19 protein-coding genes are annotated in these 18260 nt (G+C 65.9%); 5 read left to right on the top strand and 14 right to left on the bottom strand.

Annotation, left to right across the window (positions count from 1 at the left end):
- Window positions 1–35 precede the first annotated feature (35 nt).
- The 4 genes from hemB to AC07R1_RS01200 form a co-directional block, all read right to left on the bottom strand.
- Window positions 36–1010, bottom strand: coding sequence for a porphobilinogen synthase (hemB, locus tag AC07R1_RS01215; protein ID WP_015635078.1), 975 nt, complete (start codon window positions 1008–1010; stop codon window positions 36–38).
- Between the two features lie 286 nt (window positions 1011–1296).
- On the bottom strand, window positions 1297–1893 hold the full coding sequence (locus AC07R1_RS01210; protein ID WP_103407867.1) for a hypothetical protein: 597 nt from the start codon (window positions 1891–1893) through the stop codon (window positions 1297–1299).
- Window positions 1890–2792: a PhzF family phenazine biosynthesis protein gene (locus tag AC07R1_RS01205; RefSeq protein ID WP_495109993.1), complete on the bottom strand. Its 903-nt coding sequence runs from the start codon at window positions 2790–2792 to the stop codon at window positions 1890–1892. The genes AC07R1_RS01210 and AC07R1_RS01205 overlap by 4 nt, the downstream gene beginning before the upstream one ends.
- A gap of 217 nt (window positions 2793–3009) precedes the next feature.
- On the bottom strand, window positions 3010–3714 hold the full coding sequence (locus AC07R1_RS01200; RefSeq protein WP_015635075.1) for a glutathione binding-like protein: 705 nt from the start codon (window positions 3712–3714) through the stop codon (window positions 3010–3012).
- Between the two features lie 227 nt (window positions 3715–3941).
- Here AC07R1_RS01200 and AC07R1_RS01195 point away from each other — a divergent pair, with 227 nt between their 5' ends.
- On the top strand, window positions 3942–4616 hold the full coding sequence (locus AC07R1_RS01195) for a histidine phosphatase family protein (RefSeq protein ID WP_342404007.1): 675 nt from the start codon (window positions 3942–3944) through the stop codon (window positions 4614–4616).
- On the opposite strand, the gene AC07R1_RS01190 is transcribed toward AC07R1_RS01195, so the two are convergent.
- From AC07R1_RS01190 to AC07R1_RS01175, 4 genes are read right to left on the bottom strand one after another with little or no spacing between them, the layout of a single operon-like run.
- Entirely contained in the window at window positions 4617–5906 is a 1290-nt protein-coding gene (locus AC07R1_RS01190) for an NAD(P)/FAD-dependent oxidoreductase (RefSeq protein WP_495109992.1), read from the bottom strand.
- The gene (locus tag AC07R1_RS01185) at window positions 5903–6649 is read right to left on the bottom strand and encodes an amino acid ABC transporter ATP-binding protein (protein ID WP_011060582.1); all 747 of its coding nucleotides are present in this window, start codon (window positions 6647–6649) and stop codon (window positions 5903–5905) included. Before AC07R1_RS01185 ends, AC07R1_RS01190 begins: the two co-directional genes overlap by 4 nt.
- A complete protein-coding gene (locus tag AC07R1_RS01180) occupies window positions 6646–7302 on the bottom strand; it encodes an amino acid ABC transporter permease (protein WP_011060581.1) in 657 nt (218 codons plus the stop codon). Before AC07R1_RS01180 ends, AC07R1_RS01185 begins: the two co-directional genes overlap by 4 nt.
- Window positions 7303–7362: 60 nt before the next feature.
- Complete coding sequence (locus tag AC07R1_RS01175) at window positions 7363–8133, bottom strand: ABC transporter substrate-binding protein (RefSeq protein WP_015635071.1); 771 nt, start codon at window positions 8131–8133, stop codon at window positions 7363–7365.
- A gap of 171 nt (window positions 8134–8304) precedes the next feature.
- On the opposite strand from AC07R1_RS01175, the gene AC07R1_RS01170 reads away from it, so the two are divergent.
- Together AC07R1_RS01170 and AC07R1_RS01165 are read left to right on the top strand one after the other, a co-directional pair.
- Window positions 8305–9081, top strand: coding sequence for an IclR family transcriptional regulator (locus AC07R1_RS01170; protein ID WP_011060579.1), 777 nt, complete (start codon window positions 8305–8307; stop codon window positions 9079–9081).
- A 367-nt stretch (window positions 9082–9448) separates the two neighbouring features.
- Complete coding sequence (locus tag AC07R1_RS01165) at window positions 9449–10504, top strand: permease (RefSeq protein ID WP_404673284.1); 1056 nt, start codon at window positions 9449–9451, stop codon at window positions 10502–10504.
- Window positions 10505–10672: 168 nt separating this feature from the next.
- On the opposite strand, the gene mnmH is transcribed toward AC07R1_RS01165, so the two are convergent.
- The 3 genes from mnmH to AC07R1_RS01150 are packed head-to-tail and all read right to left on the bottom strand — an operon-like array spanning window position 10673 to window position 13246.
- Entirely contained in the window at window positions 10673–11767 is a 1095-nt protein-coding gene (mnmH, locus tag AC07R1_RS01160) for a tRNA 2-selenouridine(34) synthase MnmH (RefSeq protein ID WP_495109991.1), read from the bottom strand.
- The gene (gene selD, locus AC07R1_RS01155) at window positions 11767–12801 is read right to left on the bottom strand and encodes a selenide, water dikinase SelD (RefSeq protein WP_065363569.1); all 1035 of its coding nucleotides are present in this window, start codon (window positions 12799–12801) and stop codon (window positions 11767–11769) included. The genes mnmH and selD overlap by 1 nt, the downstream gene beginning before the upstream one ends.
- 43 nt (window positions 12802–12844) lie before the next feature.
- Window positions 12845–13246, bottom strand: coding sequence for a nuclear transport factor 2 family protein (locus tag AC07R1_RS01150; protein WP_232512096.1), 402 nt, complete (start codon window positions 13244–13246; stop codon window positions 12845–12847).
- 262 nt (window positions 13247–13508) lie between these two features.
- Here AC07R1_RS01150 and AC07R1_RS01145 point away from each other — a divergent pair, with 262 nt between their 5' ends.
- Both AC07R1_RS01145 and AC07R1_RS01140 read left to right on the top strand, forming a co-directional pair.
- Window positions 13509–14465 carry a nucleoside-specific channel-forming protein Tsx gene (locus tag AC07R1_RS01145; protein ID WP_015635066.1) on the top strand — a complete coding sequence of 319 codons (957 nt, stop codon included), beginning with the start codon at window positions 13509–13511 and terminating at the stop codon, window positions 14463–14465.
- A gap of 87 nt (window positions 14466–14552) precedes the next feature.
- Window positions 14553–15581, top strand: coding sequence for a purine-nucleoside phosphorylase (locus tag AC07R1_RS01140; protein ID WP_495109990.1), 1029 nt, complete (start codon window positions 14553–14555; stop codon window positions 15579–15581).
- A 286-nt stretch (window positions 15582–15867) separates the two neighbouring features.
- Here the strand turns inward: AC07R1_RS01140 and AC07R1_RS01135 are convergent, their stop codons facing one another.
- From AC07R1_RS01135 to AC07R1_RS01125, 3 genes are all read right to left on the bottom strand, one after another.
- Window positions 15868–16824 (bottom strand): quinone oxidoreductase family protein, encoded by a 957-nt coding sequence (locus AC07R1_RS01135; RefSeq protein WP_053157584.1) that lies wholly within the window; start codon window positions 16822–16824, stop codon window positions 15868–15870.
- Between the two features lie 41 nt (window positions 16825–16865).
- The gene (locus AC07R1_RS01130; RefSeq protein ID WP_015635062.1) at window positions 16866–17039 is read right to left on the bottom strand and encodes a DUF1427 family protein; all 174 of its coding nucleotides are present in this window, start codon (window positions 17037–17039) and stop codon (window positions 16866–16868) included.
- 243 nt (window positions 17040–17282) lie between these two features.
- Window positions 17283–18056, bottom strand: coding sequence for an AraC family transcriptional regulator (locus AC07R1_RS01125; protein ID WP_041117284.1), 774 nt, complete (start codon window positions 18054–18056; stop codon window positions 17283–17285).
- Between the last annotated feature and the right edge of the window lie 204 nt (window positions 18057–18260).

The raw sequence follows: 18260 nt of genomic DNA, 5'->3' as shown, positions 1-18260 counted from the left end.
CGGGCGACGTTCGTGGCGGTACTGCGGGGGCCTGGTCAGATCCCGGCCAGGGCCAGGTCCATGGCGAAGTAGGTGAAGATCAGATCGGCGCCGGCGCGCTTGATCGAACCCAGGGTTTCGCGCACCACTCGCTGCTCGTCGATGGCGCCGGCCTGGGCGCCGAACTTGATCATCGCGTACTCGCCGCTGACCTGGTACGCCGCCACCGGCAGGCGCGAGGCCTCGCGGATGTCGCGGATGATGTCCAGGTAGGCCCCGGCGGGCTTGACCATCAGCGAATCGGCGCCTTCCTGCTCGTCCAGCAAGGATTCACGCACCGCCTCGCGACGGTTCATCGGGTTCATCTGGTAGCTCTTGCGATCGCCCTTGAGCGCGCTGCCGCCCGCTTCACGGAACGGGCCGTAGAGCGCCGAGGCGAACTTGGTGGAATAGGCCATGATCGGCGTCTGGGTGAAACCGGCGGCGTCCAGGGCGCGGCGGATGGCCTGGACCTGACCGTCCATGGCCGCCGACGGCGCAATCACGTCGGCGCCGGCACGGGCCGCGGCCACCGCCTGCTTGCCGAGGTTGAGCAGGGTCTGGTCGTTGTCCACTTCATGGCCGTGCATGACCCCGCAGTGGCCGTGATCGGTGTATTCGCAGAAGCAGGTGTCGGACATCACGATCATCTCCGGCACCGCGTCCTTGGCGATGCGCGACATGCGCGACACCAGGCCGTTTTCCTTCCAGGTGTCGCTGCCGTCGCAGTCCAGGTGGTGGGAGACGCCGAAGGTCATCACCGACTTGATCCCGGCGCGGGCGTAACGCTCGATCTCGCCGGCCAACCTGGATTCGGGAATGCGCATCACCCCGGGCATGCTCTTGATCGGCACGAAATCGTCGATTTCTTCCTCGACGAAAATCGGCAGCACCAGGTCGTTGAGGGTGAATTCGGTTTCCTGGAACAGGCTGCGCAGTTGTTCGGAGCGACGCAGGCGACGCGGACGGGCTTCTGGGAACTGGCTGGACATGATTTTTCCTAAGGCTGAGCGCGAAACAACACGAGCTATGGCGAAAAAAGGCTGAAAGCTTATGCCCGCAGCCGCCCCGGTACAAACCCGCACGGCTCAAGAGAGTCTTGCCCAAGCCGTAACAATGCCCTTGAGGCCCCGCGATCCAGGGGGTATCGGCCACTCGACGCGGCCAGCCTGCGACCATCTGACGCAACAGCGGCAGCCGCCATTGAAAAACCTGCGTGCGACAAATCCGGCGGTTGGCCGCTTGCAGCAGCTCCTGGCTCCCGCACGGGTGTGCACACTACGGCGGCTCACTGCCCTGCAAATTGAGGGTGTAGTCCTTCAGAGGCGTTTTGAAGTAGGCCATGCCGGTATCGTCAACCTTTCCCCTGAGCACGATTTTCTTGATCCGGTCGGCAATTTCATCGGCAGCGTTTTCGGACTGAATCGTCGCTTCGATGCACTCGCCAGGCCGGTAACCCACAGTTCGAACGATCAGATTGAGATCGACGTAATGGTCAGCCTCGCGACCCACCACGCGACGATTTTCCGGGCCCTGGGTCCAATATATCTCCACGACTTTGCCGGCCGATGGCTTGACCGGCAGGTTGCACGTGGCATTCACCGCCACGCCGTTGTCCCCTGGCGTGGCCGCCACGCTGGCGGATGCCGCGGATTCGCTGCGCGGTGTATTACCAGGCAAGGTTGCCGGGCCGGGCGGTTGTTTGACCGCCGCGGTTTGTGCAATGCAAAACAGTGGATCAAGCGCCAGCAAACCCAGCAGGCCTGCCCGCAGCATCCAGCCCTTACAGGGCACAACCTGGGCCCAGGCGCACAGGATCCGTGCCTGTCTGTGCGTGCCGGTGCCTGCAAAATCGCCAGGTGTCAGCGCGCTCATGGATGCCTCGGTCCAGTGGGCGAAGGTGTGTTCTCGCACGTTTGCTCACTGCTTGGGAAAAGCCGCAGGTGCCCTTCGATGCAGGTTCGCGCCGTGCCGCCGATCCAGATTTCATCGCCGATCTGTTCCACGTCAATCCGCCCTGCCCGGCCCATGCTCAGGCCCTGGCTGACGCGGTAGCGAGCCGGTGCCAGCCCGGCGCCCAGCAACCACTGGGCGATGCCGGCATTGAGGCTGCCGGTGGCCGGGTCTTCGGGCATGCCATCACCGGCGATAAAGGCCCGTACCTCGAACTGCGCGTCGCTGTCATCACGCTCGGCGTCACAGGGCGCGATCACCCCGACCGCCAGACCGATCAGCGCCGGGTAGTCCGGTTGCAGGTCCAGCACCTGCTGGCGTTCGCCGAGCATCACCGCCAGCCAGCCGGCGCCGTTGTCGACCCACTGCGCCTGCACGATGTCCCCGGGCGTAAGGCGCAGGCCACGGCGCACCTGCTCCAGCACCTGGGGCTCCACCGGGCCGGCCTTGAGCAGCGGCGGCGCGAGAAAGGCCAACTGATCGCCCTGGCGGCGGATGCGCACCAGGCCCACTTCGCACTCCTGGATGATTTCCTCGCCCCGGGGCACGCCGCCGGCTTCGAGCCAGGCGTGGCAACTGCCCAGGGTCGGGTGGCCGGCGAAGGGCAATTCCTGGGTGGTGGTGAAGATCCGCAGGCGGTAGTCGGCCCGGGGATCGCGGGGCTGGAGCAGAAAGGTGGTTTCGCTGAGGTTGGTCCAGTTGGCGAAGGTGGCCATGCGCTCGGTGCTCAGCTCGTCGGCGTTGAATACCACGGCCAAGGGGTTGCCTTTGAGGGGAGTCGAGCTGAAGACATCGACTTGCTTGAAACTTAAGGGGTGCATGCAAAAATTCCTGTTTCTTAATAAGGCCCAGCGTTATGAGGCACAACGTTGGCTGTAGCCGCTGCCGAGCCAGGGCGAAGCTGCGAAAGAGCGGGCTGCGTTCGGTACGCAGGCCCTGGCTGGGCGCCCCCAGACACACCCCTGGCATTCTTGGGATCGCCGCCACCGCTGCGCGCTCGTGCACAGCCTGCGGCAGCGGCTACAGGGCGTGCGTGCGTCAAGAAATCTTGGGAATCTCCAACCCGCGGATCACCGCCGGGCGCGCCACGAATTTGGCCAGCACTCGCTTGACCTCGGGGAAGTTGTCGATGCCCACCAATTCACCCGCCTCATAGAACCCGATCAGATTGCGAATCCACGGAAAGGTCGCGATATCGGCAATGGTATAGCGCTCGCCCATGATCCACTCGCGCCCCCCCAGGTGCTTGTCCAGCACCCCCAGCAGACGCTTGGCCTCGTTCACGTAGCGCTCCAGCGGCCGCTTGTCCTCGTACTCCCTGCCGGCAAACTTGTTGAAGAACCCCACCTGCCCGAACATCGGGCCGATGCCGCCCATCTGGAACATCAGCCACTGGATGGTTTCATAACGCGCCGCCGACTCCTGGGCCAGCAGTTGCCCGCTCTTGTCCGCCAGGTAGATCAGGATCGCCCCCGACTCGAACAGCGCCAGCGGCTGGTCCCCCGGGCCGTGGGGGTCGAGAATCGCCGGGATCTTGTTGTTCGGGCTGACACTGAGGAACTCCGGGGTCATCTGATCCTGGGTCTCGAAGCTGACCCGATGCGCCTCGTAGGGCAGGCCGATCTCTTCGAGCATGATCGAGACCTTGACCCCGTTGGGGGTCGGCAAGGAATACAACTGAATCCACTCAGGGAATTGCGCAGGCCATTTCTGGGTGACGGCAAAGGCGGAAAGATCGCTCATGACAGGCTTCCAGTCTCAATCAAAGGGGGGCGGCGCCACGGATGGGCAACGGCGGGGAATTATCCGCCGGGTTTTCTTAAATCGGCAACATGCAGTGCTTAAGCTGCCTGCAATCGAACCAAAAGCCGTTCAGGGACTCATAAGCCACGGCCCGATCAGGCCATGAGCAACGACAGGGAACACGGGTTTGTCAGCCTCACGCATCGCACTTGAAGAATGACCGCACCATGAACCTGCCCCGCCGCCTTGCCCGCCACTTCAAGCACCGCCGCTACCTGCCGTTGCCGGCCCTGTTGCTGGGCGGCGCCCTGTGCCTGTCCCTGGAATCCAGCGCCAGCCGCGCGCAACCGGTGGACGGCACCCAGACCCTGGTGTTCCTGCGCCACGCGGAAAAGCCCGCCGGCGGCCTCGGCCAGCTCAACTGCCAGGGCCTGAACCGGGCCATCGACCTGGCCTCGCTGCTGCCGGAGAAATTCGGCAAGGCGCAGTACGTGTTCGCCGCCGACCCCACGCGCAACGTCGAGGAAGGCGAGTTGGACAACTCCTACAGCTACATCCGCCCGCTGATGACCATCAGCCCCAGCGCCATCAAGCTCGGCCTGCCGGTGAACATCGACTTTGCCGCCAATGACACCAGCGACCTGGCGGACGAGCTGCTGCATGACCGCTACCACAACTCGATCATCTACACCGCCTGGTCCCACGGCTACCTGCCGGAGCTGATCAACAAGGTCGCCGAAGAAGCCGTGGGCGAACAGCAGCCGATCACCGAAGACTGGGCCTCCAGCGACTTCGACTCGCTGTACGTGCTGACCCTGACCTGGCGCAACGGCAAGGCCAGCCTGCACAGCCAGAGCTACAAACAGGGCCTGGACGGCGGCGAGCAGGATTGCCCGAGCTGATCAGCCCAGGGCGTCGAGCAACCGGTACCAGGCAATCCCCGCCCCCAGGTAGAGGCGTTGCAGGCCGTGCAGCGGAATCGGCCGCAACGGCGTGACCGGGAAAGGAAAACCCTGCCCCGCTCCCGTCAGCCGCGCCGCCAGGTGCCTGCCCAGCAGGGTCGACAAGGCAATGCCGCGCCCGTTGTAGCCCAGCAGGATCGACAGCCCCGGCGCCGGCTCGTGCAACTGCGGCAGAAAACTCGGGGTCAGGGCCACGCGCCCGCTCCAGCGATACTCGATGGGGACGCCCGCCAATTGCGGAAACAGGTTCAGCAACGAACGCTCCAGGTGGTTCCAGTCGGCATCCCGGCGCGGCTCGGAAAACGGCCCGCGCCCACCCAGCAGCAGGCGCCCCTGGGCGTCCTGCTTGAAATACAGCAGCAGGCGCCGGGCATCGGAACACACCTCGCCGCCCGGCAGGATGCTCTGGCGCAGCTCGGCAGGCAGCGGCCGGGTGGCGATGATGAAACTGTTGGCGGCGATCACCGTCTGGCGCAACCCCGGCCACAAGTCGTCGGTGTAGCCATTGGTCGCCAGCAGTACCTTCGAGGCACGCACCCGAGCGCCGCGGTCGGTCTCCAGGGTCCAGCGCCCGCCATCGCGCTGCAGCTTCCGGACCCGGCTCTGGCCGTGAATGCTCACCCCCAGCCCCATCGCCACCCGGGCCAGGCCCCGGGCGTAGTTCAGCGGGTGCAGACTGCCGGCCCGCGGGTCGACCCAGCCGCCCAGGTATTGCGAACTGCCGATGCGCTGGCTCACAGCGGCCTTGTCCAGCAACTCCACGGCCACGCCGCGCTGGCGCCACTGCTCGGCGCGCTGCTCCAGGGTGTGCATTGCCGCGCCGGAAAACGCCGGCTGAATCCAGCCCTTGCGGGTGGCGTCGCAGCGAATGCCGTGTTCCTTGATCAGCTCGAACACTTCATCGGCCGCGCCACCCACGGCATCGACCAGCGCCTCGCCCTGTAGCGGGCCGAACTTGGCCAGCAGTTGCTCGGGGTCGAACTTGAGCCCGGGGATCACCTGCCCACCGTTGCGCCCGGAGGCGCCCCAGCCGGGCTCGCCGGCATCCAGCACACAGACGCTGGCACCGCTCTGGGCCAGGCGCAGAGCGCTCACCAACCCGGTGTAGCCGGCGCCGACAATCGCCACATCGACCTCCCGGTCCTCGGCCAGTGCCGGGGTGTGCTCGGCCGGCATGGCCGTGGCCGCCCACAGCGAGGGCGGCATGCGCAGGGGCTCGGATGCGCTCATGCCTGCACCTCCGCGCCCTGGTTGAGCAAGCGCCGCAGGAAGTCCTGGGTGCGCGGGTGGCTCGGGGTACTGAGCACGGTTCGGGCCGGGCCGGCCTCGACGATGCGCCCGCTGTGGAGGAAGCACACCTGGTCTGCCACGTCCTGGGCAAAGCCCATTTCATGGGTGACCACGATCATGGTCATGCCCTCGTCGGCCAGCTTGCGCATCACCGCCAGCACCTCGCCCACCAGTTCCGGGTCCAGCGCCGAAGTCGGTTCGTCGAAGAGAATCGCCTCCGGGTCCATGGCCAGCGCCCGGGCAATGGCCACCCGTTGCTGCTGGCCGCCGGAGAGCTCGTCCGGGTAGGCGTGCATGCGATGGGCCAGGCCGACCTTTTCCAGCAGCGCCTCGGCCCGCAGGCGTGCTTGCCGGGGGTCCTGTTTCTTGACGTAGATCGGCCCCTCGGTGACGTTCTGCAAGGCCGTGCGATGGGGAAACAGGTTGAAGCGCTGGAACACCATGGCCACCCGGGTACGCAGTTCATGGATGCTCTTGGCCTGCCGGTCGACCCGCGCCCCGCTCACCAGGATGTCGCCCTGCTCGTAGCTTTCCAGGCCGTTGATGCAGCGCAGCAGGGTCGACTTGCCGGACCCCGAGGGCCCGATCAGGCACACCACTTCACCGCTGTGCACCTGTAGGTCGATGCCTTCGAGCACCGCCACGTTGCCAAAGCTCTTGTGTACGCCCTTGATCTGGATCATGGCTTTCTCCGGGTGCTGATGCGCGCCTCCAGGCGGCGCAGGGCAAAGGACAGCGGCAGGCTCAGGGCCAGGTAGAGCAAGGCCACCAGGGTGTAGACGGTCATGTTCTCGAAGGTCGAGGAAGCGATCAGCTGCCCGGCCCGGGTCATCTCGGCCACGGTGATGGTGGACACCAGGGACGAGTCCTTGAGCATCATCACCAGGGTGTTGCCATAGGGCGGCAAGGCGATGCGCAGGGCCTGGGGCAGCACCACCCGGCGCATGATCATCGGCCCGCGCATGCCGATGGATTCGGCGGCCTCGATCTGCCCCTGGTGAATGGCCTGGATACCGGCGCGGAAGTTTTCCGCCTGGTACGCCGAGTAGGCGATGCCCAGGCCGATCACCCCGGCCTGCATGGCGGTGAGCTGGATGCCGAAATCCGGCAGCACGAAGTAGATGTAAAACAGCTGGACGATGATCGGCAGCCCGCGAATGACGTTGACCACGCCGATGGCGAACAACGCCACCGAGCGCACCTTGGACACCATCATCAAGGCGAAGACCAGGCCGATCAGCGAGCTGAGCACGAAGGAGCCAACGGTAACCTGCAGGGTGACCACTGCGCCTTTCAACAGAATGGGCAGGAAGTCCAGAGCGTTCTGGAGAAACATGGAGAGACCCGTTTAATCAGCAGGAAAGGGACCCGGGCCAGGCGCCGGGCCGCGACTGGATCAGTTGAGCTTCCAGTGCTCGATGATGCGGTCCAGGGTGCCGTCGGCCTTGATCGCGGCGATCCCGCGATTGACCTCGGCCAGGGTCTGGGCATCGCCCTTGCGCACGATCAGGCAGACATCGCCCATGACCACCGGCTGGTAGCCCTTGACCAGCCGCACCTTGTTCTGGGTGCCCTGGGCCAGTTGGTAGGCGAGGATCGGCCGGTCGGCGAAACCGGCCTTGATCCGCCCCAGGGCCAGGTCGCGCATCAGATCGGGAATCGAGTCGTAGCCGCGCACTTCCTTGAAGATCCCGCGCTTGTTCAGCTCGTCGATAAACACCGTGCCGACCTGGGCGCCGACGGTTTCCCCGGCCAGGTCCTCCATGCGGCGGTAGTCGCTGGCGTCGTCGGCCTTGACGATCAGGCCCTCGCCGTAGCTGAACACCGGGTCGGAGTACTGCACCACTTTCTCGCGCACAGGGGTGCGCAGCATGGCAGCGGAAATGATGTCGATCTTGTTCGAGGTCAGTGAGGGGATCAGTGCGGCGAAGGTGGTCTGCTGGATGTCCACGGCGAAACCGCCGGCCTTGCCCACGGCCCGGGCGGCATCGATCATCATGCCCTCGATGCTCTGGCTCTTGACGTCAAGGAAGGTGAAGGGAATGCCGGTGGCGGTGGCCCCGACCTTGTACAGCGGCTCGGCCTGGGCCGACGCCGAAAGGCCCAGGCCAAGGGCGCAACAGAATGCGAAAACAGCGGGTGCAAGGACGCGAGTGCGGGTGTGCATGGCGAATCTCCCATTGGACGGTTTTATTGTTTGAAGTCCGTGATGGATAGCCTCTGGTGTGGAAGGCAGGAGGCATGAACCCGACTATAAACAATTTACAAAAATCGTAAAGAGATTTATAAATATCGAATATCGATATTCAAAACACAAAATAACCTGAAAGGACTGGTCATGAGCGATAACAACAACTCCCTTTTCAACCAGTCACTGGAGAAGGGCCTGGCGGTGCTGCGGGCCTTCAACGCCGCGCAACGGACCATGAACCTGGCGGAAATCGCCACGGCCGCCGACATCAACAAAAGCTCGGCGCAGCGCATGATCCACACCTTGGAACAGCTGGGCTACGTGCGTAAGCACCCGCAGACCAAGCGCTTCCAGCTGACCCCGCGGGTGATGGAGATCGGCTACAACTACCTGGCCGCCGACACCCTGGTGGACGTGGCCAACCCCTTCCTCGCCGAGCTGGCCCAGGTCACCGGGGAAACCACCAACCTCACCGAGCCCGATGGCCTGGACATGGTCTATGTAGCGCGATTCGTGGCGCCCAAGTTCATCCCCATCCACATGCCCATCGGCAGTCGTATCCCGATGTACTGCACCGGCTCGGGCCGCGCCTACCTCAGCGCCCTGCCCGCCGCCGAGGCCTTGCAGATCCTCCAGGCCAGCGACCGCAAGGCCCACACCCGGCACACCCGCACCGACCTGGACGAGATCCAGCGCGAGATCGACGCCACCCAGCGCCGCGGCTATGCCCTGAACCCGGAAGAACTGTTCCTGGGCGACATGGCGATAGCCGCGCCCATCCTCGATGGCAAGGGCTTGCCGGTGGCCGCGGTGCACGTGGTGGTGCCCAGCAGCCGCTGGACCCTGGAAGAAGCCGAACGCAAGCTCGCGCCCTCGGTGATCGAATGCGCCAGGGCCATCCGCACCTCGATTCGCACCCTCTGAAAATCGCTCCCCTGTAGCCGCTGCCGCAGGCTCGGGCCGCGTTCGGACGAACGGCCCGAAGGGGCGCGGCGCTCTCAAGGCCGACAGCGCTCCGACGGGGGATCGCCAGGCAAGGCCCTGCGGGCCTTTGCGCAGCCTCGCTGACGCTCGGCAGCGGCTACAGGGCCAGTGCCGATCAGGGATTTGTGTAGCCGCTGCTGCAGGCTCGGGCCGCGTTCGGACGAACGGCTCGCAGGGACGCGGCGTTCTCAAGGCCGATGAGCTCCCGACGGGGGATCGCCAGACAAGGCCGGACGAGATCGGTTCGCAGCGCGCCGGCGCCAGCGGCTACAATTCGCGCTTATTGTCCTCGTGCGGAATACCTTTCATGTCCAACCTCGCCTCCACCCAGCCCAACCGCGGCTGGGCGTTCTGGTGCAAACCCCTGCTGTTCCTGCTAGTCGCCGCCATCGGCCTGTATTACGTGAAGTGGTCGCCCTACTACCTCAAGGCCTTTGTCGCCGCCGACAGCCACAGCATCGGCGCCTCGATCCTCAACGATCAGCAGAGCTCGCCCTGGAGCGCCGCCCTGGCCTATTCCCAGGTGTACTTCCTGGCCATCTGGAAGGCTGCGGTGCTGGCGGTGATCCTGGGTTCCCTGCTGCAGGTGCTGATTCCCCGGGATTGGCTGCTGCGCCTGTTCGGCCGTGCCGGCTTCGGCTCGACCCTGCGCGGCGGCCTGTTCGCCCTGCCGGGCATGATGTGTTCCTGCTGCGCCGCGCCGGTGGCTGCTGGCCTGCGCCGGCAGAAGGTTTCGGTGGGTGCGGCCCTGGCGTTCTGGATCGCCAACCCGGTGCTCAACCCGGCGACCCTGGTGTTCATGGGCTTTGTCCTGGGCTGGGGCTTTTCCGCCCTGCGCCTGGTGGCAGGCATTGTCCTGGTGTTGGGCGTGTCCTTGGTGGCGCAGCGTGTCGCCGGCCCCGAGCAACTGCCCGAAGCCGCGGTGGATGCGGTGGTGGAAGCCAGCACGGTGAACGACCAGCCGTTCCTGCTGCGCTGGGGCAAGACCCTGTGGCAACTGTTCTGGAGCACCATTCCGATCTACGTACTGGCGGTACTGGTGCTGGGCGCGGCGCGGGTCTGGCTGTTTCCGCATATCGACGGTGCCATGGGTGACAGCCTGTGGTGGCTGGTGCCGCTGGCGATCGCCGGGACCCTGTTCGTGATCCCCACGGCGGCAGAGATTCCCATCGTCCAGACCATGATGACCCTGGGCCTGGGCACCGGGTCGGCGGTGGCCCTGCTGATGACCCTGCCGAGCATCAGCCTGCCGTCGCTGCTGATGCTGCGCAAGGATTTCGATGCCCGGGTGCTGGTGACCGTGGCCGTGCTGACCATGCTGGTGGGGATTGTCTGCGGGTTGATTGGTGCGGCGTTGTTGTAGGGCTGGAGGGCCCTTTCGCTGGCAAGCCAGCTCTTACGGTCGGTGGGGAGCTGCCCATGTAGGAGCCGGCTTGCCGGCGAAGGCGATCTCGCGGGCCCCTTCGCTGGCAAGCCAGCTCCTACGGTTGGTGGGAGCTGCCCTGCAGGAGCCGGCTTGCCGGCGAACGAATCAGCGCGGTGAGCGCTGGCGCAGGTAATCGAGCACGGCGCCGTGCTCGCCGCTGAACTCGATCCGCGCGCCCTTGCTCTCGCGCTGGAAGGCGTACATCGGGTCGTAGTATTCGCCCAGCAAGCCTTCGATCCAGGCCCGGTGCAGCTCCACGTCACCGCTGCGGGCCTGTTCCTCCAGGGCCGCTTCCATCAGCAGGAACAGGCGCTGGTGACGCTCGCCCCCCAGGCGTTTGTGGATCTTGTTCAGGCTTTCCAGCAGGCGTTCGGCAAACAGGGCAAAACCTTCTTCGCCATGCACGGCCACGAACTCGGCGCTGAGGTTGACCACGTAGTCGTCAAGGATGCGCTGCACCCGGCTGTCGAGGCGGTCTTCCAGCCAGACCATGGGCAAGCCTTGCATGCTCTGGTACAGCGGCAGCGGCAAGGCGCAGCTGCCGATCATGCGGTTTTCGTCTTCCAGGACAAAAGCCTGCACGCCGCGCTCACGCTTTTTCAGCAGGTCCACCGCCAGACGGTTTTCGAAGTCGATGTTGCTCGGCTGCCCGGTGGCGCGGCGGCCGAAGCTGGAGCCGCGGTGGTTGGCGTGGCCTTCCAGGTCCAGGGCGTTCTCCAGCTGGCCCAGCACTTCGGTCTTGCCGGTGCCGGTCATGCCCCCCAACAGTACGAAATCACACTGCTGCAACGCCTGTTCGGTGGTGTCCAGAAGGAAGGTACGCATGGCCTTGTAACCGCCACCAACCCGCGGGTAGTCAATGCCCGCTTCCCTGAGCCACTGCTGGACGATCTGCGAGCGCAGGCCGCCACGGAAGCAGTACAGCAGGCCGTCGGGATGGGCCCGGGCAAAATCGGCCCAGGCCTGGATGCGCTGTTCCTTGATCGCGCCGGACACCAACTGATGCCCCAGGACAATCGCCGCCTGCTGCCCTTGCTGCTTGTAGCAAGTGCCGACCCGTTGGCGCTCCTGGTCGGTCATCAGGGGCAGGTTGAGCACCCCGGGAAAGGCGCCCTTGGTGAATTCGATCGGCGCGCGGGTGTCCATCATCGGCCGGTCGTTGAGGAAGATCTCGCGGTAGTCGGTGCAGTCCAGAGACATCAGAACACCTCGACCGCGTGGCTCTGTCGCTCCACCAGCTCGCCAATCGGCGCCAGTTCCAGGCCCAGTTCCGCCGCCAGGGCCAGGAATTCGCCATTGCCTTGCGGGGTTACCGCCACCAGCAGCCCGCCACTGGTCTGCGGGTCGCAGAGCACGCGCTTGTGCAGTTCCTGCACTCGCCCGACCTTGTCGGCGTAGCTGCTGTAGTTGCGCAAGGTGCCACCGGGCACACAGCCCTGGTCCAGGTAGTATTCGACCCCCGGCAGGCGCGGTACGCGGTCGTAGTGAATGCGCGCGGTCAGGCCACTGCCGTCGGCCATTTCCACCAGGTGCCCGAGCAGGCCGAAACCGGTGACGTCGGTCATCGCGGTCACCCCTTCGAGCTTGCCGAAACGGCTGCCGGGCTTGTTCAGGGTGCACATCCAGTCCCGGGCCAGGCCGATGTCGGCGCTGCGCAGCTTGCCCTTTTTCTCGGCGGTGGTGAGCACGCCGATCCCCAGGGGCTTGGTCAGGTACAGCAGGCAACCGGCCGTGGCGGTGTCGTTGCGCTTCATGAAGCGTTTTTCCACCAGCCCGGTGACCGCCAGGCCGAAGATCGGCTCCGGCGCATCGATGGAGTGCCCGCCCGCAAGAGGAATGCCCGCGGCGTCGCACACGGCACGGCCGCCGCGGATCACCTCACGGGCGATTTCCGGGGCCAGCACGTTCACCGGCCAGCCGAGAATGGCAATCGCCATCAGCGGGTCGCCGCCCATGGCGTAGATGTCGCTGATGGCGTTGGTGGCGGCGATGCGGCCGAAGTCGAAGGGGTCGTCGACGATAGGCATGAAGAAGTCGGTGGTGGAGACCACGCCGCGCTCTTCATCGATGGCGTACACCGCCGCGTCATCGCGCGAGGCATTGCCGACCCAGAGCTTGGGGTCGAGGTTCTGCGCCCCGCTGCCGGCCAGGATCACCTCCAGTACCTGGGGGGAAATCTTGCAGCCGCAGCCGGCTCCGTGGCTGTACTGGGTCAGGCGAATCGGCTCGCTCATGGGGCACCTCGTCAAGTCTGGGACGGGGATTCTAGCAGAGCTCTCAGGCACTTGGCCGCGGCGTGCCCTGATGGAACAGCATCTGCCAGCGCCCCTCCTGGCAGCGCCACAGCGAGCTGCGCCAGGCACTGCTGGCCGCCCGCCCGGGCGCTGCGGCGTTATGGCACAGGTAGGTGACCTGGGCCAGGTCGGCCCCCAGGCACTGCACGGCGAACTCGCTGATGCGCCGTTCGATGAAGACCTGCTGCGGCAGGCTGGCCAGCACCTGGGCCTTGTCCCAGCGCCCGCCGCTGACGCCGAATTCAAGAAAGTCATCGGCCAGCAAGGCCTCCAGCGCCTGGCGATCGGCACGCACGTCGGCCTGTTGCAACTGGCGTTCAAGCATCAGCAGGTGGTCGGACAGCTCCATGGTCACTCCCGAGGTGGTGGCGGGTAAGTGGCGCACTCTAGCATTGCGCGCCTGCACCAGCGCCGGGCCTGGGGGGCGGGCATTGCCCAGGCCTGCAGCGTCCGGCCCTCCCCGCCATCGGCACGCACCCCGCCCCAAGCGCCAATCCCGCGGCCATTCACGCCTTTGTCGCAAGCCGCTGTTTCAAGTTGGTACGCCATATGCAAACGTTTGCGAGTTGTAATTTTGTGGGTGTTCGCCGCCTTCTTTCGAAGTGTCGAGCACAAGGGACTTCACACTGCAAGAACAGGGACTTTCCATGCTCAACCCTCTGCGACGCCATGCGTCCTGCCGTACCCTGGCTGTTTCGTTGTGGCTGGCCGGCGTTACGGGTCTACCCAGCGCCTTCGCCCAGCCCCCCGCCGCCCCAGCGGACGACTCGGCCCAGGGCGAAAGCCTGAGCGCCGATGTGCAACCGGCCAAACAGGGCGCCTACCTCTCCGACTGGTACAACCAGGACCTGATGCTCATCGGCAGCAAGGACATCAGCTTCGGCCCGCGCCCGGCAGACGACATCTACCTGGAATACGAATACTTCGGGCGCAAGGGCCCCTTCGAGCTGTACGGCTACATCGACCTGCCGAAGATCCTCGACATCGGCAACAGCCACGACAAGGGCATCTGGGACCACGGCTCGCCGCTGTTCATGGAGCACGAGCCGCGAATCTCCATCGACTACCTGGCCGGCCGCAGCCTGGCCATCGGCCCGTTCAAGGAGTGGTACGTGGCCTTCGACTGGATCTACGACCACGGCAGCCGTACCGCCAACCGCGCCAACACCCTGTACAGCGGCCTGGGCACCGACATCGACACCCATTCGCGGGTCAACCTCTCGGCCAACTTCTACGGCCGCTACCAGTGGGAAAACTATGGCGCCAGCAACGAGTATTCCTGGGACGGCTATCGCGCCCAGCTGAAATACATCGTGCCCATCGACAGCTTCAGCAACGGTGCCTCGCTGACCTACATCGGCTTCACCAATTTCGATTTCGGCTCCGACCTGCACAAGGACAACCCGGCCCGCACCGCCAATGCCACGGTGGCCACCAACGTGCTGCTCTATTCCTTCACCCACCTGCGCTTCACCCTGGTGGGCCGCTACTTCCACAACGGCGGCAACTGGGAGGATGGCAGCGTGCTGAATTTCGGCGACGGCGAATTCCGCGCCCGCTCCAATGGCTGGGGCTATTACGCCGGGGTTGGCTATCAGTTTTAAAGCAGCGGCAAGACAAGAACGGGTGCGATGAGTTGCAACCTGGATCAGGCAGGATAAGCGCCGGTTAACGGCAGTCATGGAGGTTGTATGCGTGGGATTCAAAAGGTTTCGTGGGCAATGGGCTTGAGTGCACTGGTGGCTAGCGGCGCCTGGGCCAGTGAGGCACCGATCAATCCCAAGGTGGTGCTGATCAGCATGTTCGCGCCGGAAGCGCAGCACTGGATCGAGCGCCTGGAGCTCAAGCGCGAGATCCGCGTGCCGGGGCTGGCGGCGGAGTATCCGGTGATTCGCTGCAACGACCGGGACGTGTGCCTGTTGACCACGGGCATGGGCCAGACCAATGCCGCGGCGTCGACCCTGGCCCTGGCGCTGTCGCCCAAATTCGACCTGCGCAAGAGCTATTTCCTGATTGCCGGGATCGCCGGCATCAGCCCCCAGCACGGCACCATCGGCACCGCCGCCTGGGCCCATTACCTGGTGGAGTTCGGCACCCAATGGGAAATCGACTCCCGGGATGCGCCCGAGGGCTGGCCCACCGGCTACCTGGGGATCAACACCAAGGGCCCCAACGAAAAACCGCCCCTTGACTACAAGACCGAAGTCTTCGAGCTGAACCCCAAGCTCCAGGCCAAGGCCTTCGCCCTGAGCCGCAACGTGGCCCTGAGCGAGAGCAAGGAGTCGGCGGCCTGGCGCCTGAAATACCCCAAGGCCCCGGCCAACCAGCCACCGGTGGTGACCCGCTGCGACACCCTGGCGGGCAACACCTGGTTTTCCGGCACCCGCCTGAGCGAACGCGCGGAGGTCTGGACCCGCTTGCTGACCGACAACAAAGGCACCTATTGCACCACCCAGCAGGAAGACAACTCCACCTACGAAGCCTTGCTGCGGGCCAGCCGCGAGGGCCTGCTGGACATCCAGCGCCTGGCGGTGGTGCGCGCCGGTTCCGACTTCGACCGCCCGGCCCCGGGGGCCAGCGAAGTGGACAACCTGCTCAAGTACGCCGACCAGGGCGGCTTTGTCCCGGCCCTGGAAAACCTCTACCGGGCGGGCAACCCCCTGGTGCAGGACATCCTCGGCAACTGGTCGGCCTGGGAAAAGGGCGTGCCCGAGACCTGATTTCTCTCCCGGGAGCGGCCAGGCGGCGTTCCGCTTGCCGGCGAAGGCGATCTCAAGGCCCTCTTCGCCAGCAAGCTGGCTCCTACACAGGACACACAGCGCGCGCATCCCCCTTAGGAGCCGGCTTGCCGGCGAAGGCGATCTCTGGGCCCTCTTCGCCAGCAAGCTGGCTCCTACACAGGACACACGGCGCACGCATCCCCCGTAGGAGCCGGCCTGCCGGCGAAGGCGATCTCAGGGCCCCTTCGCCAGCAAGCGTGCTCCTACGCAGGGATGGCCGCTGCGCTCAGGGGATGAGGATGATTTTTTCGCCGCGCCCCTGGTTCACTTCGGCATAACGCTCCAGCCCCCGCTCCAGCGGCGATTCCACCAGGCCTTCCGGCAGCGGCAGCAGGCCTTCATCGAAATAGCGGCCGAACTGCTCCAGCATCGCCGCGCACGCCTCTACGCCATACAACAGCGAGTTGATCCCCACCACCGAGCCCCCCTTGCGGTACAGCGCCAGGGCCGGCAGTTGCACATGGCCGTCCACCGGGGCGGCGATGATGGCGATGCGGCCAAAGGTGGCCAGGGCCGGCACCGAGGCCGGCAGCCAGAAGCCGGTGGTGTCGAAGATCACCTCGGCACCGCCGGCATAGACTTCGGCCACCTGGGCCGCCAGGGTTTCCGGCTGCTGCAGGTGCAGGGTCGGGTAGCCCTGGGCTTCAAGCGCCTGGACCTGCTCCACCCGGCGCGCCGCCGCCAGCACCCGGGCGCCGCGCACCTTGGCCAGGGCCAGGGCCGCCGAGGCCACCGCGCCGCCGCCGATCACCAGCAGCCGGGTGCCACGGGCTACGCCACTGCGCTCCAGGGCATCCCAGGCCGTGGTGTAGGGCACCCCGAGGCTTGCGGCCTGGGCAAAGCTCAGGTGCCGTGGCTTGCGGGCCACGCCCTGGGCGGACAGCACCACGTACTGGGCATGGCTGCCGTCGGCGAAGAAGCCCAGCTCCTTGCCGGTGCCCCAGACTTCCTGGCCCAGCAGTTGCGCCGGCCCCTGCTCCACCACCCCGGCAAAGTCCCGCCCGGGCACCCGCGGCAGTGTGGTGTAGGGAAAGCGCCCGAGGACGTTCTTCACATCACTGGGGTTGAGGCCCGCGGCCTTGATGCGCACCAGCACCTGACCAGCACCCGGTACCGGGGTGGGCAGGTCCACTACGTGCAGGGCCGCGAGGTCGCCGGTGGCGGAAAATTGCAGTGCTTTCATCGTCGGTTCCATGAGTCGGGGGAGAAAGGAAAAATGCGTGTTCAGGACAGCCAGCTGCCGAGCAACTGGCGCCCCAGGGGCCATAACTGCTCACCGCCGAGCATGCCCAAGAGGCCAACCAGGGCAATTGCCGGCGGTGCCGGAGAACGCACCTGCAAGGCGCCGTAAAGCAGGCCGACCAACAGTCCGGCGGCCAGGGAAATCAGGTAGTTCATGCTGCGCTCCAGAGGCCGTGCGGCTCATGCCGGGGTGAAGTGGCGTGTGCGGCACAGTCTAGGTGGCACGGTCCCGCGGCATCGGCCAAGTGCTTCAGGATTTCGGCCAAGGCCGAAACCCTGGCGGTCGCTTGGCTGGCGTCCGCCTGATGCACATCCGGCGCTCTCCGGATCTTCACGTCTCCTGCGACGGAGTGCCGCCCAGAGCGTTCGTCCGAACGCGGCCCGAGCCTGCGGCAGCGGCTACACCTGGCTGGCGCTGGCGTACTGGGAAGGCGCGACACCCAGTTCCCGGCGGAACATGTCGCTGAAGCTGCTGGGGGAATAACCCAGCTCCCGGGCAATGCGGCTCACCGGTACACCCTGGATCAGCTCCGCGGCAGCGGTGGCCAGTTGCACCTGGCGCCGCCATTCGGCAAAGCCCACGCCCAACTGCTCCTTGAACAGCCGCGCCAGGGTGCGCACGCTGGCCCCCGCCGCATCGGCGTGCTGTTCAAAGGAGATGGCCAGGGACGGCGCCGCCATCACCGCCTGGCACAGGCTGCCCAGGCGCCGGTCGGAGGCGTCCGGCAGGGCTATCTTCAATTGCGAGCGGCGAGCCCGGCGCAGTTCCAGCAGGGCCAGCCCCACCAGCGCCTCGTAGTACTCCGGCTGCGGCGGGTCGAGTTCCACCAGGCGCACGATCAATTCGCGCAGCAGGTTGTCCACCTGCAGCACCTGGACGCTGGGGTCCAGGGTCGCCGCCAGGGACGGGCGCAAATAGATGTTGCGCATCTGCAGGTCGCTGACCACGCGAATCCCGTGGCTCACCCCCGGCGGCAACCACACCGCGCGCTGGGGCGGCACCACCAGGGCTTCATGGGGCGTCTCGACCCACATCACCCCGCTCATGGCGTAGAGCAACTGGCCCCAATCGTGTTCATGGGGCTCGATGAACAAGCCCCGCGGATAGGTGCGGGCCAGGGGTTGCACCGGGATCGCGGGGTCGCTGAGGTCGGGGGGTGCGGCTAGGGCCATGGCAAGGTCGCGGCAGGTCGGCGGGCGCCCATGGTAACTAGCCGCCCGGGGCGCCGCCAACCGCTGCCGCGCCCATCCGGATGAAGGACTGGGCGCCGCTCGGGAATCCATTCGGATAGAGCGGCTGGCGGCCCATGACCGTCGGTAGCCCGGGCGGACAATCAGAGTGAATTTTTCCGCCGCGCCAGGATCACTAAAAGATCA

It is taken from the genome of Pseudomonas sp. GW821-FHT07F01 (genome assembly GCF_059418825.1).
The sequence above is the reverse complement of the archived record's forward strand: the minus strand, read 5'-3'. Positions and strand labels throughout refer to the sequence as shown.

Bases quoted from the DNA above. Each gene is read 5' to 3' on its own strand.
- hemB (WP_015635078.1), bottom strand. From the start codon at position 1,010: ATGTCCAGCCAGTTCCCAGAAGCCCGTCCGCGTCGCCTGCGTCGCTCC.
- AC07R1_RS01210 (WP_103407867.1), bottom strand. From the start codon at position 1,893: ATGAGCGCGCTGACACCTGGCGATTTTGCAGGCACCGGCACGCACAGA.
- AC07R1_RS01205 (WP_495109993.1), bottom strand. From the start codon at position 2,792: ATGCACCCCTTAAGTTTCAAGCAAGTCGATGTCTTCAGCTCGACTCCC.
- AC07R1_RS01200 (WP_015635075.1), bottom strand. From the start codon at position 3,714: ATGAGCGATCTTTCCGCCTTTGCCGTCACCCAGAAATGGCCTGCGCAA.
- AC07R1_RS01195 (WP_342404007.1), top strand. From the start codon at position 3,942: ATGAACCTGCCCCGCCGCCTTGCCCGCCACTTCAAGCACCGCCGCTAC.
- AC07R1_RS01190 (WP_495109992.1), bottom strand. From the start codon at position 5,906: ATGAGCGCATCCGAGCCCCTGCGCATGCCGCCCTCGCTGTGGGCGGCC.
- AC07R1_RS01185 (WP_011060582.1), bottom strand. From the start codon at position 6,649: ATGATCCAGATCAAGGGCGTACACAAGAGCTTTGGCAACGTGGCGGTG.
- AC07R1_RS01180 (WP_011060581.1), bottom strand. From the start codon at position 7,302: ATGTTTCTCCAGAACGCTCTGGACTTCCTGCCCATTCTGTTGAAAGGC.
- AC07R1_RS01175 (WP_015635071.1), bottom strand. From the start codon at position 8,133: ATGCACACCCGCACTCGCGTCCTTGCACCCGCTGTTTTCGCATTCTGT.
- AC07R1_RS01170 (WP_011060579.1), top strand. From the start codon at position 8,305: ATGAGCGATAACAACAACTCCCTTTTCAACCAGTCACTGGAGAAGGGC.
- AC07R1_RS01165 (WP_404673284.1), top strand. From the start codon at position 9,449: ATGTCCAACCTCGCCTCCACCCAGCCCAACCGCGGCTGGGCGTTCTGG.
- mnmH (WP_495109991.1), bottom strand. From the start codon at position 11,767: ATGTCTCTGGACTGCACCGACTACCGCGAGATCTTCCTCAACGACCGG.
- selD (WP_065363569.1), bottom strand. From the start codon at position 12,801: ATGAGCGAGCCGATTCGCCTGACCCAGTACAGCCACGGAGCCGGCTGC.
- AC07R1_RS01145 (WP_015635066.1), top strand. From the start codon at position 13,509: ATGCTCAACCCTCTGCGACGCCATGCGTCCTGCCGTACCCTGGCTGTT.
- AC07R1_RS01140 (WP_495109990.1), top strand. From the start codon at position 14,553: ATGCGTGGGATTCAAAAGGTTTCGTGGGCAATGGGCTTGAGTGCACTG.
- AC07R1_RS01135 (WP_053157584.1), bottom strand. From the start codon at position 16,824: ATGAAAGCACTGCAATTTTCCGCCACCGGCGACCTCGCGGCCCTGCAC.
- AC07R1_RS01130 (WP_015635062.1), bottom strand. From the start codon at position 17,039: ATGAACTACCTGATTTCCCTGGCCGCCGGACTGTTGGTCGGCCTGCTT.
- AC07R1_RS01125 (WP_041117284.1), bottom strand. From the start codon at position 18,056: ATGGCCCTAGCCGCACCCCCCGACCTCAGCGACCCCGCGATCCCGGTG.